Raw genomic sequence first — 15,531 nt, 5'->3', positions numbered from 1 at the left:
AGGCTAGATTTCTATCATAATAAATTTATCTTTGGTCACACCGCAATCTGGGCACTCCCAATCATCTGGAACATCGTCCCATTTAGTTCCAGGGGGAATATTGTCTTCAGGCGAACCCAATGCCTCGTCATAAATCCACCCGCAAATTCTACAGCGGTACTTTGTTGTATTGACGCTCATACTAACGCCTTTAGTCTGGCTTTTCTTAACACTTCAACGTCTCTAAAACAGGACTACCCTTGTACGGCATAGTCTGGGTGGCGCTTATCCTGATGTGGTCGATACAGCTCGTTTTCCCACTTCTCAATAAGACCAAGACCACCGGAGTTCCACGGATGAAAGTTGGGATGGAAAAATGTTTTATACGGTTGACGTAAAGAACGCCATAAACCGCCCTTGCCAAACATCCAAGCATAAAAACCTTTCCACTCGCGCCAACTTCGCCATTTTCCGGTGCTAAATGCTAAGATCAGCATAAAGCGCGTCAACCGGATAGTAAGCAATACGATGGCCAGCTTCATCACCTTATGTAAGTACGCTGTGTCATTTACACACGCCTGATACACATCAAATGCAACGGCTTTGTGCTCTAACTCTTCTACCGCATGCCATAACATTAAATCTTTAAACGGCGCTTCCATTCCCTCAAAAAACGCCGGATGGGTAAGCGCGTGCTCGGCCATAATGCCCGTAATGTGCTCTATGCATACCGTGTGTGCCAGGCGAAATTTGTCACTGCACTTGGTGACCCGCTTTTTAATCAGGTTTTTCATAATGCGCTCAATTTTGCCCGTGTCGTAGCCAAGCCGCTCCAACTCTTTGTTCACTTTGTTGTGTTGATGACTATGGTGCCCTTCCTGCCCAATGAAGCCCTTAACCTGACGCTTCAAGTCAGGGTTTTTAACCTGTTCACGATAGTTGCGCACCGAATTGAGAAACTCCGCTTCTCCGTCGGGAAACGAAGTAGACATACCGGCAATAAAAGCTGACTTATAAATGTTGTCGTCAAAGTATTTGAGTTTTTTGAGTGCCCCGAATGGAAAATCCATATGACGAGGTTTAATGTCTAACTTAAGGTGGTCGAATTGCTCAGATCCCATGGGCGCCTCTCAGAAAAACACAGTAGTGTGAACTTACTGATCAATCATGGGTGTTTTTTAGCAATCCTCCATGTGAATACAATGCAAAAAAATTGTTAAACGATGTCAATCTTACACCCGCTTAAATTCGCCTGGCGTGATCCCTTCCGCCGCTTTAAAGGATTTTGAGAAGCTGGATGCATCATTAAAACCGAGGTATTCAGCAATTTCTTCAACCTTATTGCCTTCTTGTAACAAGCGTTTCGCCTCTTCGAGGATAATGCCGTGTTTCAACGCTTTAAAAGTAATGTTTTCCTCTTTTAAACGGCGTTGCAAGCTGCTTGGCGACATACATAGCTCTCGTGCCACCGCCTTGATATTTAACATATTGGTAGGGCCTTGTTTGAGCAAATCTGTCACAATGGTTTTTACGTCATTTGACGTCAGGGAAGCAAGTGTTTCTACGCACTGTAACTCAGCCAATCTGGCAAAATTAAAATCGATAGTATCAATGGGTAACTCCAGCCAGTGTTGCGGCACAAGCAGTTCGTCTCGGTGCTGCCCAAAGCTCACCTTAAACGTCTCTTGCCAGTCTGTTGTAATGTAATCTGGCAACGGGCTACTAATGTGAATATGGCAATCGCCTTCAAGTTGATACTTTTTGAGTTTTACTGATATTTGCTGCTTAAAACTAAACAATATGGCCAAGGCAAGGTACGGCGAGCGATATAAATATTTACTCTCCGGCACAACGTGCAAGTAACCCTGGTGCTTTTCTAAAAGCAACTGACTGTTGCTCGCCCTGCTGCGATAATATTTTTGGGCAAGTAACAACATCTGTTCTAAATTTTTTGCGCCCTGTAGCGCTACGCCTAACGCCCCATGTACAGAAAATGACATCCCCTTTGCTAACTCTACCGCTTTTAAGAAGGGTTGAGGTAAATGGGCAAACAAATTGGCTGTCACAGTATTGAAATCAACATCATCCACAAATTGAGGCGGGTTCAATAACTGCTTAGGCGTTAAGCTAACACCGTGTAAAAGCACCTCCATGGGTACGTTTTGCTCAACAGCAAAATTACGCAAATGGGTAAGGTAATCACCCGATATCACGTGTTTTTGACCGATGGGATGCTTGCTGAGCATAGGCTGACCTCAAATGACAACTATTTTGCGACGTTAGCACCTTAAATTTTACAATTCAATAACCCAATATTAACCTAACACTGTGACAGCGAAGAATATGAGAGCTAATGAGCACAACGATGGCAAGTCACCAAAAGGACCGATTTAAAGGAGCGGTATTCGCCGTTTCTGGTGCGGCATCCGGCATAGGTAAAGCATTGGCCTTTGAATTAGCCGACGCGGGGTGTGAATTGGCGCTGTGTGATAAGTCAGCGGATAATTTGCAGTCAGTTAAGAGCGAATTGCTCGACACCTACCCTCACTGCGTGGTGCACACCTTTGTCGTTGACGTTTCAGATAAAAATCAAGTGACGCAATGGGCAAAAGAATGTGAAGACAGGTTCAACAATATTCATGGCCTGATCAACAACGCCGGCGTCAGCCTATCTGCCAGTTTTGAATCTCTCGACATGGAAGACTTTCACTGGGTAATGAATGTCAATTTTTGGGGAGTGGTCTATTCTACTCAGGCATTTCTGCCGCTACTTAAAAAGTCTCCCTGGGGCCAAATTATCAATATTTCCAGCCTCTTCGGGCTTATCAGTACACCGAACAACTCTTCTTACAATGCCTCAAAATTCGCAGTGAGAGGGTTCAGCGAAAGCCTAAGTATAGAGCTTCAAATAAGTGCGCCGCATTTATCGGTAACCTGTGTACACCCCGGCGGGGTAAAAACGGGCATTGTAACCAATGGTAAAGACGGTGCCGCCAGAGTGGGAGCAGCCTCTCAACTGACGAAAGCACAGCGTGAAAAAAAGTTCGATGAAATTTATGCCAAAACGACAGCTCAGCAAGCCGCGGCCATTATTATGGCGGGAATACGGAAAAGACAGCGGCGGGTGTTGGTGGGCAAAGACGCTCGCTTTTTCGACCGCATCCAACGTATTGCACCGGTAAAGTATCAAAACTTAATGATTAAGTTGTTCGGCTAGACTCCAAAATACGAACAAAGATGATGAGGGACGACAATGAATAACGTGGTTGATGTAGTGGTAGTAGGTGCAGGGCTTTCCGGTATTGGCCTTGGCTACTATCTAAAAAAACTCTGTCCTCAGAAATCACTGCTTATTTTAGAAGGCAGAGAAAACCTTGGGGGAACGTGGGATCTCTTTAAATACCCGGGTATTCGTTCTGACAGCGACATGTACACCTATGGCTACCAATTTAACCCCTGGACCGAACGGGACTCCCTCGCTACTGGCAGCCGTATTTGTGACTATTTGCGCCACACTGCAGAAAAATTTGGAATAGATAAACACATTCGTTATCAACACAAAGTCACCCATTTAAACTGGAACAGCCAAACAAAGCGCTGGGAGCTTAATGTCAGCACACCTGAAGGTGACAGTGTGATAGAAGCACAGTTTGTATTTTCGTGCAGTGGATATTATGACTACTCCCAAGGCTATAGCCCGCAATTTGAGGGCAGTGATGACTTTAAAGGTACCTTGGTTCACCCCCAGTTTTGGCCAGAGAATCTAGATTATCAGGACAAAAACGTGGTGGTCATTGGCAGTGGCGCAACCGCGGTGACCTTAGTGCCTAACTTAGCTCAAAAAGCCAAACACGTCGTAATGTTACAGCGAACGCCCACCTATATTTTATCACGCCCCCAGCGCGACTTACTGACCAAAGTAGCGCAGGCGTTACTGCCAAAAAACATCGCCTCACAGCTGGTAAGAAAAAAGAATATCTGGTTAGGTAAGTTTTACTTTAAATACATGACGAAAAACCCTGACAAAGCCAAGAAAATCATTGCCAAAAGAAGGCAGGCACTACTTACTTCGCCTGTCGATGACAAACACTTCACGCCTAATTACAACCCCTGGGAGCAGCGACTTTGCCTTGTGCCTGACGCAGACCTGTTTAATAGTTTAAATGAAGGTAAAGCCTCTATCGTCACAGATGAAATTAGCCGTTTTACCCCAACCGGCATAGAAACCAAATCAAAGCAGCATCTAGATGCCGACATTATCATTACCGCAACGGGACTCAAATTGCTGTTTATGTCGGGGGTCGAGCTTTGCATTGACGGCGTGCCCCAAGACATTGGTTCCAAGATGTTCTATCAGGGTGTGCTGCTTCAAGATGTGCCTAATTTCGGCATGCTCTTTGGCTACACCAATGCGTCTTGGACGTTAAAAGTAGAACTGGTATCGCAATACATATGTCGGTTAATAAATCACTTAGACGAGCAAAAGGCCAATTACTTTGTGCCTACTGCGTCCTCCCAAATCAAGCCAGAACCTTTTATAAATCTTTCATCAGGGTATTTTAAACGGGCGCAGGACAGTATTCCCAAACAAGGCCATATTGCCCCGTGGCGATTAGATCAGGACTATGACATCGATAAAGTTCGGCTCACCAAGGCTGCTTTCCCCGCCAGTGGCCTCGAAGTACACGTTTAAATACGTGCTAAGCATAACGAGAGTAATATGAGAAAGATCCTACTGATCGTTGTTGCGTTGATCGCCACAGCGGCCTTGTTTTGGCAACGAGAAATTGTGCATCTGTACCAGGTCTCTACTCTCTTTTCTGAGTCCAAAATAGTGCACAACTTCTCTCATATGGACACCATCTTCGAGACCGCACCGGTGGCAAATAACGCCACTGAGCCTTTTGTGTTCGACATCAACAATCAGGGCCTCCCCACAAGCTTTGAGTTTGAGGGAAATACTTATGCTATGAGTGACTATTTGAAGCAATCCCATACCACTGCGCTAGTGGTGGTTAACGGGCCTGCCATCACATTTGAACGCTATTTTTTGGGAACCCATAAGCAGGACAAGAGAATCTCCTGGAGCGTATCGAAAGGTTATATTGGTGCCCTTGCAGGTATTGCACTTAATGAGTTTGAACAATATTCAATAAACACCAAAGTAGTCGAGCTAGTCCCTGAGCTCAAAGGCAGCGGCTATGAACACACGACCATCAAACACCTCTTACAAATGAGCAGTGGCATTGCTTTTAACGAGGATTACGCAGATTCTGACAGCGACGTGAATAGACTCAAGAAAATACTGGCCTTGGGTGGAAGTTTTGATGAGTTTGCCAGTACGCTGTCGTCCCAGAGAGAACCAGGCACGTTTTTAAAATATGTCAGTATGGACACCCATGTGCTTGGCATGGTGATAAGACGTATGACAAATATGCCTATCAATCTGTATCTGCAAGAGAAGTTGTGGAAGCCCCTTGGCAGCGAATATGACGCGTATTTTATCGTTGATAGCGAAGGGCAACCCATGGTGTTAGGGGGCCTTAATGCAACGTCACGGGACTATGCCAAGCTGGGCATGCTTTATCGCGACAATGGCATATTTAACGATCAGCAAATACTCCCCTCATCTTGGGTTGAGAAAAGTACTTCACCTGATGCGCCATACTTGATGCCCGGAAAAAGAGACAATGCCGCCACCCTCTTTGGCTACGGTTTTCAGTGGTGGTTGCCGGTCAATGCACAGCAGGAATTCTTCGCCCTTGGTGTGTATGGGCAGTTTATTTACGTCAATAAGAAACACAACACTGTGATAGTAAAAAACAGTGCCAATACCGCGTTTGCTCAAGATGATTTTAAAAGCATACACCAGGCCATTGCAGCTTTTAGAGCTATAGCCATACACGCTGACGCACTCTCATCGTCAGCGCTGCACTAATGTAGCGGCTTCAATTCACTGCGCTTGTTTGCTACGTCTATTGGTTTTTGCTTTGCAATTGGCTTAATTACATGTCTTGCTTTAGTGCTTTTGCCACCGCAAGGACTAATTCGGCTGACGGACGCACTTTGTAATCGGGGTTCACATAGTTGAATAATACTTGCCCTTTCTGACTCAATATAAAAATACTCGGTGCAGGCAATACTTCGCGCCCCTGCTCGTCCACAGTGAGACTGATCCCATAGTTTTTGTATTTCTCGGCTGTCGTGTCATCCACGTGAAAGGCAACACCAAACGCGCGCTGTGTATCAAGGGATGCATCAGACAATAAGGTGACCAAAAACTCTGTTTTCAGTTTTTGCTCTTGAAGTCGCTGGGGCGTTTCAGGCGAAATGGCAAGAATTTGATAGCCTAGTTTGACCAAATCGCCTTCAATGTCTTTTAGCTGCGCCAACTGTTCATTACAGTAAGGACACCAACCACCGCGATAAAAAAGAACAATCGTTGGCTTTTGCATAACCAGTGCTGACAAGCTAACGGGCGAGCCATCAGCCATTTTTAATGTGGTATTGGGCGCAAATTGCCCATTGAGTAACGGCGTGACCGCATTCGCGTCAGTGGCAATTCCCCCGCGTTCTAGTGCATAAACGGTGCTGGCTCCCATCATACTGCCAAGTATAAACACAACGGCAAGCGTCAATTTTTTCATTTCTGGTTCCCTCGGTAATTGTTATTCAAACACACGCTTTGCGCGCTATTTCAAACAAGACCGACATAGGTGAGATAAACTTTCAGGTGGGAGTGAGTCGCAGTGCACAAGGAATATTACACGTAACAGATGGGAAAGCGTGCGACTAACTTTTTTGAAAAACCAATGTTTGCCAAGTTACAGCGCTGCGGTCCAACTTATCTTTCTCTATTGCTGTTTCACGAATTACCTTTAGGGAGTGAGCAGAACCCAGCGCTTTTAATATTTTTATATTCACAGGATAGGCTGTGCGAACATCATCAAACGTCCCGTAACGCAAAGTAATAACTAACTTGCCATGTGGAAGAAGCAATTCAGATAGTGTCGCGATTGCACTTTCTTGTTCAATATCAGACAAATGCATCCATAGTGCACTCACTAAAATCATTTCAAATTTTAGCTTGAGCGAAAATACGCGAGTAAGTAGCGGAAGTGAGTCGTCAAGCCACTTTATATTGGTAGGCTCTGCTGTCGATGACATTGCAAGCATTCGCAATTCATCAGCAGGTTCAACCGCAATTACCTTTACCCCTTGTTTTGCCATGAAACGCGCATCACGCCCAGACCCTGCTCCCACGTCTAAAACATTTCCATTATTTGGAAGCAAATCTAGCCACGCGCTATGAATTTTGTCGCTTTCAATACTGTCATATTGGCGAACTAACTCGGCGGCATGCTCTGAATAAAAAGTAATATTGTGATTCATATAGAACGATTAAAAATATTTGCAAACGCAACGGCTCTTATCTAGACAATAATGTGCTTCTGGTGCAATCCTGTCTATAACAATTCTCCCTACATTACTAGAGACTCGTAAACCTGCTCACGATGGTAGGCCAAGTAATCGCGATTATATTCTTTTAAATTAATTTGCATATCTGAAGTAATTCCCAGTACTTCTGGTTCTTGTAACCCTGTTGAAATACGAATTTTTCCATCGTCTTCAAAGCTAATGTAACCACGGTCGAATGCTTTATCCAGATTTGCCAACAACAGTAGACCGTTGTATTTGTCTAGTCGTTCACTATTATTCGCCGCTTTCCAAGGTTTGATATGCGATGCAATTAATAAGCTGTAATTGGAATACTGGGTCACTGCACAACCATTCCATAATTCGATAAGGTTTTGTCTAAATTGACCTTGCCCAATACGCGTATTTACCAACGCGGCTTTTGTTGTATTGGATATACCTGACTGCGCTATAATTTCTTCAATGTCAGTCTGAATATCCAGTTGAGTTACATCACTGAGAAAAGCTTCAAACCAATTTAATGCCGCTGAGTACATCCCTTTTCCGCTTTTATCTTTTTGCTTAAATTCCTCAACGTTTCGCAATTTAGTTGTTGCTGCTTTGTATTCGAAGTAAGAAGTCATGGTCACTAGGTTTTTATCAGTGATCTTGGCATCGCAAGCCCACTTTGATAGTGAACCTTTAAGTGCGCTGGCGTATTTGCTTATTGTGCTTTCTGAACGTCTATTCAGTCGCATCCAACGGATAAATTGGGTCTCTAATTCAACGATGTTAGAACTCAAGGCGGCGCGTAAGTGAATAGCACTATTTTTTGCCTTTAAATATTCAAATAGTTGGATATCCAATTCCGCATAACTGACGTATTTGAGTATTCTCCCTTTCGATGGATTACCCTCGAAATAAGAATTTTCATCGTTAGAATTATTAAATATAAGTCGCCAGAACTTTTCACTCTGCAAATGGTGAAATGGGAGATAAGGGGTGTTTTTATCATTACCTTGCTTAAGCTGTTCGAAATAAAAACTAAATCGATTAACCAGTTTTTCGTCAAAATAGACTTTGTTATCAGTTATAACACCACTTTCTATTAGATCTGCCACTGCTAGCATCATACACACTTTATGTGGGCTAATTCGCCCATTCGCTCTTGCGGTATTTAGACTAGACAAACGGTTAACGTATAGTTGAAGACTCATCCTTGTATTCCCTTTTTTACTCAATATCCGAATTACGCAATTTAAAAATGGTAGCACATAACACTGACGCTACAGGAACCAAAATTTTTCCATCTGTTATTTGAAGGTTAAGGACGCTGAGCGCATTTAGCTGTTACAATAGCTCGCACTGCCGAGCCCGTTATCGTTAAAGCGGTAGAAACCGTAATTAAGGGCCGTTCAAATATTATTCAGGATCACCATGGCGCTTAAAGCAACTATATTCAAAGCTGACATATCGATAACCGATATGGATCGCAACTATTACCACGATCACAACCTGACCATTGCCCGTCATCCGTCTGAAAATGACGAGCGAATGATGCTGCGTATTATTGCCTTTATCGTCAATGCCCATGAGCGACTGCAATTCACAAAAGGCTTGTCTGACGATGATGTGCCAGATTTGTGGCAAAAGAACTACAGCGATGAAATAGAACTTTGGATAGAATTAGGCCAACCTTCCGAACAGCGCATAAAAAAAGGCTGTAACCAAAGCCAACAAATGATGATTTATGCATACGCCGACAACAGCTTTGAAGTGTGGTGGAAGAAAGAGCAAAACAAATTACAGGCTCGAAAAAACCTGTCGGTATTTACCTTACCGGAAGACCTCGCTCACACCCTTGCCAACGCGGTACACCGTTCTATGCAAATACAGGTCACCATTCAAGACGGACAGATGTGGCTAACCATTGAAGGTGCAGATATCACCGAAAGCGTTGAAGTTGCCATTAAGAAGCGCTTGTAATGAAAAAGCTTTCTGCCGTCCAACTCAAGCAACAAGCACTGGTGTTTAGCGTTGCAGACAAACTTGAAGCACAGGCCCGTGAAGAACTACCGGGCATGCTGCAATGTTGGTTTGATGTGCAGTATCACCAATTCCCGGGGTCGCTGCTCCTGCGTTTTCAGTTTGATAGTGAAGCAGCTCTAACTGCGGCAGAACCAGAACTAAAAAATTGGCAAAAGCGATTAAGTGTGGCCCTTTTAAAAAAAGGGGTGGTATTTAAAGACAAGCACAGGCATTTAGTGTTCACCACCGAAGGGCCAGAGTGAACAATGTTGCTGTCATCTACACCACTTTAATCATTCCTTTATACATATTCATTTGACAGTGAAATGCGTATTCGCCACGCAATAAAGCCGGCAGTTTAATGTCAGTTTCTTCGTTCAGCGGCAATTGCGCACTAATTGCGAGCTCGGGGATCAAAAGCATTTCAGCACAGGGTGAAGCATCCGTTCGAATAAACCTCAGCGTAATCGGCTTATTGACTGAAACACTTATGGTAGAAGGCGAATACACGCCATTGTTCACAGTAATTAACACATCGTTATCACTACTTACTATCGCTTTGGGTGTATACAACCAAAACCACCAAACGATAAAAACGATTAGTGCTAATCCCATCACATTTATCACTAGCATATATCCTCCTAATGCTCTCGCGCTTTGAACAAACGGAGCCTATTAGCATTCGAGACAACCGTAAGGGAAGAAAACGCCATTGCCGCCCCGGCAATAACTGGGCTGAGTAAAATGCCTAACATTGGATATAGCGCCCCCGCTGCAACGGGAATACCAGCCACATTGTAAATAAACGCGCCAAATAAATTTTGTTTTATGTTTTTCAATGTCGCCTTACTAATTGCTATGGCATCGGCGAGGCCGTGCAATGAGCCCCTCATCAAGGTGATATCCGCACTTTCAATTGCCACATCTGTTCCTGTACCAATAGCAAATCCTACATCGGCCAAGGCCAGTGCCGGGGCATCGTTGATGCCGTCTCCGGTCATCCCCACCACCTCGCCTTGCTTTTGTAACTCCCTCACTTTAAAGGCCTTATCTTCAGGAAGGACTTGGGCATAATACTCAGCGATCCCTGCCTTTTTGGCGACTGCCGCAGCGGTTTCGTTGTTATCACCGGTCAGCATAATGACGCGAAGGTGGTTTGATTGAAGCCTCTTTATCGCTTCTATCGCGTCGGCTTTAATAGGGTCCGCCACGGCAATAATTGCCGCCAATTCTCCATCTATCGCAAAATACATGGGGGTTTTGGCCTCCTTGGCCAGCGCTTGAGCGTTCTCAACAGCCCCTGTTATCACAATATTTCGCTCTGCCATTAGCTTAGCATTGCCAAATAAGAGCGTTTTGCCTTTGCACTGCCCTTTTACTCCAAGACCGATTAGTGCTTCAAACGACTCAATGGGCAGCAGGTCAATGTTCTCTTCCATAGCCCTGTCTACGATGGCTTCTGCCAAGGGATGCTCAGATCCATTTTCAAGACTGGCTGCAAGTTGCAGTACACTTTTTTCATCTGTGGCGTTGATTAAAACCACATCGGTCACTTTTGGCGAACCTTCGGTTATCGTTCCTGTTTTATCCAGGATCATGGCAGTAACTTTAGACGCCGTTTGTAATGCTTCCCCATTTCGAATAAGCACACCTGCCTCGGCGGCTTTGCCTATCCCAACCATAACCGACATGGGTGTGGCCAAACCCAGTGCACAAGGGCAAGCAATGATCAAAACCGTAGTGGCTGACACCATGGCCAATGCCATCGCAGGTTCAGGGCCAAAATTAAGCCACGCCAGTGCACTCACTACAGCAATAATCATTACGGTCGGGACAAAGTACGCGGCGATAACATCTGCCAAGCGCCCTATCGGAGGTTTTGAATTTTGTGCACGCTTTACCATATCGATAATTTGCGCCAGTGCGGTATCTTTACCTATGCGTGTTGCCTTAAACAAAAACAGCCCTGATTTGTTAAGCGTACCTGCTACCACTTCATCATTTACCTGCTTTTCAACGGGTATAGGTTCACCCGTTAACATGGACTCATCAATGGACGAATGGCCTTCTACCACTATGCCATCAACGGGTATTTTCTGTCCCGGCTTCACCTTTACTACATCATTTTCTAACACTTGCTCAATGTGTATCTCAACTTCCTTGTCATCTCGAATAACAATGGCAGTTTTCGCTTGTAGTCCTATCAGCCTTTTAATGGCTTGCGACGTTTTTCCCCGTGCTTTCAGTTCTAGTGCTAAACCTAAGTTGATCAAGCCTATGATCATGGCCGTTGCTTCAAAGTAAATATGGCGTGCCATCGTGGGCAAGGCATCCGGAACCAATACCACCAGCATTGAATACAACCACGCCGTACCTGTGCCTAAAGCAATTAAGGTGTCCATATTGGCTGAATGATTTTTAAAGCTTTTCCATGCTCCCACATAAAAGTGTTTACCCGAAAAATACATGACGCAAAGCGTTACCACACCAACAGCTAACCACCCTATTCGCTGAGCAGCCGTTTCCACTGTCATTTCGCCAATGAACAGGCCGTACAACATTAACGGGATACCGAGCCCTAAGGCTATAACGGTATTGCGAAGTAATTTTTTGTAATACGCCCAATCTGCGGCTTCTTTGTCATCCATGACTTGCGCAGCGTGTTGATTGTTTAGCAGCTTTGCATTGTACCCCGCGTGCTCTACTGCGTTGATTAATTCGCTGGCCTTAGCGGTACCGGATACCATTACCGTTCTATCGGCAAAGTTCATTTCCGCTGACTCAACGCCAGAAGTGGAGCGTAGTGCAGACTCTATTTTGCCAACGCAGCTGGCACACCCTGCTCCCTCAATAACAAGTTGCTGAGTAGATGCTCGGTTTGTCATTTGCTCCCCCCACTTAAAGTTATGTCCTAACGTTAAAACTTACTTCTAAACATAAAGAATACGGCCCCAACTAAACACAAGCCAGCCCATAAATAATCCAGCTTAAGTGGCTCTTTAAGATAAAGCACCGAAAACGGTATAAACACCGATAAAGTAATCACTTCCTGGATGATCTTAAGCTGTCCAACCGACAATACGGTGTAACCAATTCGGTTTGCGGGCACTTGAAACATGTATTCAAATAACGCTATCCCCCAACTGACAAACGCTGCAATTATCCAGGGTTTATTGTTGAGTTCCTTCAAATGAGCATACCAAGCAAAAGTCATGAAAACATTGCTACAAAACAATAAACCTATCGAAACCACGATGGGGTTCATACTTGTACTCCGCTTAAAAGAAAATAGAACGTGTATGTAAAAAAGTAGGGCTGTAGTGTATGGGACAACAATGAAAATAGGCTAGCGCTTTTGCACTGTCGTGAAGGATTGTTAAAGAAAGCAGATGCACTTCTGCTTGCTAGCAAATAATTAAGCAGCCATCTCTCGATGGCGCCAATGTTGATTCAGAAATGCTTTTCCGACACGCGACAATAAACACAAGCCCTATTGTCGCGTAATTTGCACTCAGTGCTATGCTTACTTGTTTGGCACAATCAGGTATTTCTCACCTGTTTTCTTAGCGTTGTACAACGCCACATTTTCAGGCTGTAGCGCTTCTTCAAGGCTGAGCTCTTTACTGTAAGACGACGCAAACGTCGTGTTTATTTCAGATGCCACTTTTTGATAAAGCTCACCCACGCGCTTCTTATCAAGCTTTGCTAGGAAGCGCATTAGCAGCCAGCCGCCAATGCCCCATGTCATGCCGTATGCGCGATTAAGGATAGTAGGAGAGAAGTCTAAGCCGCCATAGATATACACTTGCTTGTTACTATCAGAACCGTAGGTATTAAAACCTTTTGCATCTTTACTGCCTGACGCTTCCATCATGGTCAGGATATCACTGACCAATTCACCACCGCCGATGGCGTCGAACGCTAAGGTTGCACCCGTGCTATCAATAGCCTGATATAATTCGGCTTTAAAGTTTTCGCTACTTGAATCAAGTACAATTTTAGCGCCAAGGCCTTTTAATATATCCACCTGCTTTTGACTGCGCACAATGTTGACCAGTTCAACGCCTTGCTCAAGACATATCTTATTCAACATTTGCCCAAGGTTAGATGCCGCTGCTGTATGCACAAGGGCTTTGTGACCTTCCATGCGCATGGTTTCCACCATACCTAAGGCTGTCAATGGGTTAACAAAAGAAGAGGCCGCTTGTTTTGCCGTGGTACTACTCATATGCGGTAAGCACGCTTGCACAGGAACACAGGCATATTCAGTGTATGCTGCCCCAGTAAGTATAGAAACGGTTTTACCCATTAACGCCTGAGCTTCAGGGCTTTCACCAGCGTCAACCACCGTCCCCGCTCCTTCATTACCAATTGGCAGGGTTTGATCTAGACGTGATTTAATTCGATTCAACAATGGTTTGTGTACCGGCGCAACCAACGCATTTTTATCTGCATCGAAGCTTGCTTTATCAAGACTTGCTGGCCCAAACATTGGCCACATATCAGAAGGATTAATCGGTGAAGCTTCCATACGAACAATTACTTCATGTGGCTTTGGCTTTGGCACGTCTACTTCCTTAAGTGAGACCTGTAACTCGCCCTCAGATGTAATTAGCGTAAAGAGTTGTTTGGATTTATTCATAGTCGTTATTTCGCCCTGATGATGTATCACTGATTAGAACATTAAGCTAACACGTGACTACTATTAGTAATATTTATATTGCTAATATATGTGTGTGACAATAATTTATAGAAACCGTGCAGCGTGAATCGACACCCACAAAACAACCCCATTATACGACCATCTGAACGACAAATTTAACGACCAATCACGCAAGCGATAGAGTACCTATTGTTAACCGCTACAACCACGCCCTATTTTACTCACTTAAATGCTAAATAAATGCCAAATTAGGAGTGATTTAAACATTGCCAATAGATTGATGTAAGGTCAGTGGCTAAGGGCTGTATTAAGAGGTCATAGTAAATAGATTAAATCTATTTTATAGTGAGGAAAAAGTGGGTTTGGAAAGCGGTAAAGGAAGAAATGGATAATACTCCTAAAGGATCGTTAGTCGTTGTGGGGACAGGGATTAGCGTAGCGGGTCAAATGACTGTTGCTGCCAAAAGCTACATCGAAAATGCTGACATTGTATTCATGGGTATCATGAACAAAGTAGGTGAGCATGCCGTCACCAATATAAACCCCAATACTATTTCCTTAGATGACCTGTACCAAGAGGGCAAATCCCGCGCAGTAACATACAGTCAAATGGCCGATCGCATTGTGCAAGCCGTAATTGATGGCCAAAGAGTGTGCGCTGCATTTTACGGTCACCCAGGGGTATTTGTTACCCCCTCACACGAAGCCATTCGTCGAGTACGTGAACTTGGTTTAGACGCCCACATGCTACCGGGAATATCCGCAGAAGACTGCTTAATTGCAGATTTAGGAATAGATCCCTCTCGCTTTGGTTGCCAGTCATACGAGGCCACGCAATTTTTATTTCGCGATTACCATATTGACCCTCATATGACACAAATCATCTGGCAGGTTGGCTTAGCTGGAGAAGCCTCATTAAGCGTGCTAAATGCCAATCACAGTAAGCCCGGTTTAGCCATGTTAGCCGATATACTGCGTGAGCATTATCCCGACGACCACGAACTGATAATTTATGAGGCAGCCACTTTGCCTCTCTGCCAGCCTAAAATTCAAAAAGTGTTGCTTAGCGAGTTAATGTACGCCGAGCCAACCCTTATTTCGACCCTGGTTGTACCTTCACTTGGCTTACCAGCTTACCGTCAGGACCGCTTAGCCAAGTTAGGATTAACCGAGCAACAAGTCATTGCTTATAGAAACCCAAGCGTAAATTAAAAGGAAATAAAAATGGCAAAATCAATCGTAGACTTCTTAATAGAATTAGACACAAACAGTCAACTGATGGAAGCGTATAAACAGGATCCCGTTGCAACCGCCACTAAATACGGTTTATCTGATGAAGATCTAAAGCTGATTAAAGATCAAAACTGGGACGAGGTTAAAAAACGCTTTGATGACGAGAGTAAAGTGACCCGAGTAGTTCACTATTAACCGATGCGAAGCACCTC

At 44.4% G+C, this 15,531-nt stretch carries 17 protein-coding genes; 7 read left to right on the top strand and 10 right to left on the bottom strand.

Going from position 1 to position 15,531, the window contains the following annotated elements:
• Nucleotides 1–3: 3 nt before the first annotated feature.
• The 3 genes from ACMCM8_RS03700 to ACMCM8_RS03690 form a co-directional block, all read right to left on the bottom strand.
• Entirely contained in the window at nt 4–180 is a 177-nt protein-coding gene (locus tag ACMCM8_RS03700) for a rubredoxin (RefSeq protein ID WP_412725587.1), read from the bottom strand.
• A gap of 53 nt (nt 181–233) precedes the next feature.
• The gene (locus ACMCM8_RS03695) at nt 234–1,100 is read right to left on the bottom strand and encodes a metal-dependent hydrolase (protein ID WP_412725585.1); all 867 of its coding nucleotides are present in this window, start codon (nt 1,098–1,100) and stop codon (nt 234–236) included.
• A gap of 111 nt (nt 1,101–1,211) precedes the next feature.
• Complete coding sequence (locus ACMCM8_RS03690) at nt 1,212–2,225, bottom strand: AraC family transcriptional regulator (protein WP_412725583.1); 1,014 nt, start codon at nt 2,223–2,225, stop codon at nt 1,212–1,214.
• 107 nt (nt 2,226–2,332) lie between these two features.
• On the opposite strand from ACMCM8_RS03690, the gene ACMCM8_RS03685 reads away from it, so the two are divergent.
• Genes ACMCM8_RS03685 through ACMCM8_RS03675 form a run of 3 tightly spaced genes read left to right on the top strand, consistent with a single transcriptional unit; the run spans nt 2,333 to nt 5,917 of the window.
• A complete protein-coding gene (locus tag ACMCM8_RS03685) occupies nt 2,333–3,196 on the top strand; it encodes an SDR family NAD(P)-dependent oxidoreductase (protein WP_412725581.1) in 864 nt (287 codons plus the stop codon).
• 36 nt (nt 3,197–3,232) lie between these two features.
• Nucleotides 3,233–4,672, top strand: a complete 1,440-nt coding sequence (locus tag ACMCM8_RS03680) for a flavin-containing monooxygenase (RefSeq protein WP_412725578.1) — start codon at nt 3,233–3,235, stop codon at nt 4,670–4,672.
• A 27-nt stretch (nt 4,673–4,699) separates the two neighbouring features.
• A complete protein-coding gene (locus ACMCM8_RS03675; protein WP_412725576.1) occupies nt 4,700–5,917 on the top strand; it encodes a serine hydrolase domain-containing protein in 1,218 nt (405 codons plus the stop codon).
• Nucleotides 5,918–5,984: 67 nt separating this feature from the next.
• On the opposite strand, the gene ACMCM8_RS03670 is transcribed toward ACMCM8_RS03675, so the two are convergent.
• The 3 genes from ACMCM8_RS03670 to ACMCM8_RS03660 form a co-directional block, all read right to left on the bottom strand.
• Nucleotides 5,985–6,626: a peroxiredoxin-like family protein gene (locus tag ACMCM8_RS03670; protein WP_412725574.1), complete on the bottom strand. Its 642-nt coding sequence runs from the start codon at nt 6,624–6,626 to the stop codon at nt 5,985–5,987.
• Between the two features lie 145 nt (nt 6,627–6,771).
• Nucleotides 6,772–7,371 (bottom strand): class I SAM-dependent methyltransferase, encoded by a 600-nt coding sequence (locus tag ACMCM8_RS03665; protein ID WP_412725572.1) that lies wholly within the window; start codon nt 7,369–7,371, stop codon nt 6,772–6,774.
• 89 nt (nt 7,372–7,460) lie between these two features.
• The gene (locus ACMCM8_RS03660; RefSeq protein WP_412725570.1) at nt 7,461–8,612 is read right to left on the bottom strand and encodes an HNH endonuclease; all 1,152 of its coding nucleotides are present in this window, start codon (nt 8,610–8,612) and stop codon (nt 7,461–7,463) included.
• A 220-nt stretch (nt 8,613–8,832) separates the two neighbouring features.
• Here ACMCM8_RS03660 and ACMCM8_RS03655 point away from each other — a divergent pair, with 220 nt between their 5' ends.
• Both ACMCM8_RS03655 and ACMCM8_RS03650 read left to right on the top strand, forming a co-directional pair.
• On the top strand, nt 8,833–9,381 hold the full coding sequence (locus tag ACMCM8_RS03655) for a YaeQ family protein (protein WP_412725568.1): 549 nt from the start codon (nt 8,833–8,835) through the stop codon (nt 9,379–9,381).
• Complete coding sequence (locus tag ACMCM8_RS03650) at nt 9,381–9,686, top strand: hypothetical protein (RefSeq protein WP_412725566.1); 306 nt, start codon at nt 9,381–9,383, stop codon at nt 9,684–9,686. The genes ACMCM8_RS03655 and ACMCM8_RS03650 overlap by 1 nt, the downstream gene beginning before the upstream one ends.
• Nucleotides 9,687–9,702: 16 nt before the next feature.
• On the opposite strand, the gene ACMCM8_RS03645 is transcribed toward ACMCM8_RS03650, so the two are convergent.
• From ACMCM8_RS03645 to ACMCM8_RS03630, 4 genes are all read right to left on the bottom strand, one after another.
• A complete protein-coding gene (locus ACMCM8_RS03645) occupies nt 9,703–10,056 on the bottom strand; it encodes a cupredoxin domain-containing protein (protein WP_412725564.1) in 354 nt (117 codons plus the stop codon).
• An 8-nt stretch (nt 10,057–10,064) separates the two neighbouring features.
• On the bottom strand, nt 10,065–12,308 hold the full coding sequence (locus tag ACMCM8_RS03640) for a heavy metal translocating P-type ATPase (RefSeq protein ID WP_412725562.1): 2,244 nt from the start codon (nt 12,306–12,308) through the stop codon (nt 10,065–10,067).
• Between the two features lie 32 nt (nt 12,309–12,340).
• On the bottom strand, nt 12,341–12,688 hold the full coding sequence (locus ACMCM8_RS03635; protein ID WP_412725560.1) for a DMT family protein: 348 nt from the start codon (nt 12,686–12,688) through the stop codon (nt 12,341–12,343).
• A gap of 258 nt (nt 12,689–12,946) precedes the next feature.
• The gene (locus ACMCM8_RS03630) at nt 12,947–14,065 is read right to left on the bottom strand and encodes a zinc-binding dehydrogenase (RefSeq protein WP_412725558.1); all 1,119 of its coding nucleotides are present in this window, start codon (nt 14,063–14,065) and stop codon (nt 12,947–12,949) included.
• Nucleotides 14,066–14,470: 405 nt separating this feature from the next.
• Between ACMCM8_RS03630 and ACMCM8_RS03625 the strand changes: the two genes are divergently transcribed.
• Nucleotides 14,471–15,298 (top strand): SAM-dependent methyltransferase, encoded by an 828-nt coding sequence (locus ACMCM8_RS03625; RefSeq protein ID WP_412725556.1) that lies wholly within the window; start codon nt 14,471–14,473, stop codon nt 15,296–15,298.
• 12 nt (nt 15,299–15,310) lie between these two features.
• Entirely contained in the window at nt 15,311–15,514 is a 204-nt protein-coding gene (locus ACMCM8_RS03620; protein ID WP_412725554.1) for a hypothetical protein, read from the top strand.
• Nucleotides 15,515–15,531: the final 17 nt, after the last annotated feature.

This window comes from Alteromonas sp. D210916BOD_24, from assembly GCF_047159385.1.
Lineage (GTDB): Bacteria > Pseudomonadota > Gammaproteobacteria > Enterobacterales > Alteromonadaceae > Alteromonas.
Note: the sequence above shows the minus strand (reverse complement) of the source record. Positions and strands in the feature narration are given on the sequence as shown.

Coding starts and splice junctions, on each gene's coding strand:
- ACMCM8_RS03700 (WP_412725587.1), bottom strand. CDS start 180: ATGAGCGTCAATACAACAAAGTACCGCTGTAGAATTTGCGGGTGGATT.
- ACMCM8_RS03695 (WP_412725585.1), bottom strand. CDS start 1,100: ATGGGATCTGAGCAATTCGACCACCTTAAGTTAGACATTAAACCTCGT.
- ACMCM8_RS03690 (WP_412725583.1), bottom strand. CDS start 2,225: ATGCTCAGCAAGCATCCCATCGGTCAAAAACACGTGATATCGGGTGAT.
- ACMCM8_RS03685 (WP_412725581.1), top strand. CDS start 2,333: ATGAGCACAACGATGGCAAGTCACCAAAAGGACCGATTTAAAGGAGCG.
- ACMCM8_RS03680 (WP_412725578.1), top strand. CDS start 3,233: ATGAATAACGTGGTTGATGTAGTGGTAGTAGGTGCAGGGCTTTCCGGT.
- ACMCM8_RS03675 (WP_412725576.1), top strand. CDS start 4,700: ATGAGAAAGATCCTACTGATCGTTGTTGCGTTGATCGCCACAGCGGCC.
- ACMCM8_RS03670 (WP_412725574.1), bottom strand. CDS start 6,626: ATGAAAAAATTGACGCTTGCCGTTGTGTTTATACTTGGCAGTATGATG.
- ACMCM8_RS03665 (WP_412725572.1), bottom strand. CDS start 7,371: ATGAATCACAATATTACTTTTTATTCAGAGCATGCCGCCGAGTTAGTT.
- ACMCM8_RS03660 (WP_412725570.1), bottom strand. CDS start 8,612: ATGAGTCTTCAACTATACGTTAACCGTTTGTCTAGTCTAAATACCGCA.
- ACMCM8_RS03655 (WP_412725568.1), top strand. CDS start 8,833: ATGGCGCTTAAAGCAACTATATTCAAAGCTGACATATCGATAACCGAT.
- ACMCM8_RS03650 (WP_412725566.1), top strand. CDS start 9,381: ATGAAAAAGCTTTCTGCCGTCCAACTCAAGCAACAAGCACTGGTGTTT.
- ACMCM8_RS03645 (WP_412725564.1), bottom strand. CDS start 10,056: ATGCTAGTGATAAATGTGATGGGATTAGCACTAATCGTTTTTATCGTT.
- ACMCM8_RS03640 (WP_412725562.1), bottom strand. CDS start 12,308: ATGACAAACCGAGCATCTACTCAGCAACTTGTTATTGAGGGAGCAGGG.
- ACMCM8_RS03635 (WP_412725560.1), bottom strand. CDS start 12,688: ATGAACCCCATCGTGGTTTCGATAGGTTTATTGTTTTGTAGCAATGTT.
- ACMCM8_RS03630 (WP_412725558.1), bottom strand. CDS start 14,065: ATGAATAAATCCAAACAACTCTTTACGCTAATTACATCTGAGGGCGAG.
- ACMCM8_RS03625 (WP_412725556.1), top strand. CDS start 14,471: ATGGATAATACTCCTAAAGGATCGTTAGTCGTTGTGGGGACAGGGATT.
- ACMCM8_RS03620 (WP_412725554.1), top strand. CDS start 15,311: ATGGCAAAATCAATCGTAGACTTCTTAATAGAATTAGACACAAACAGT.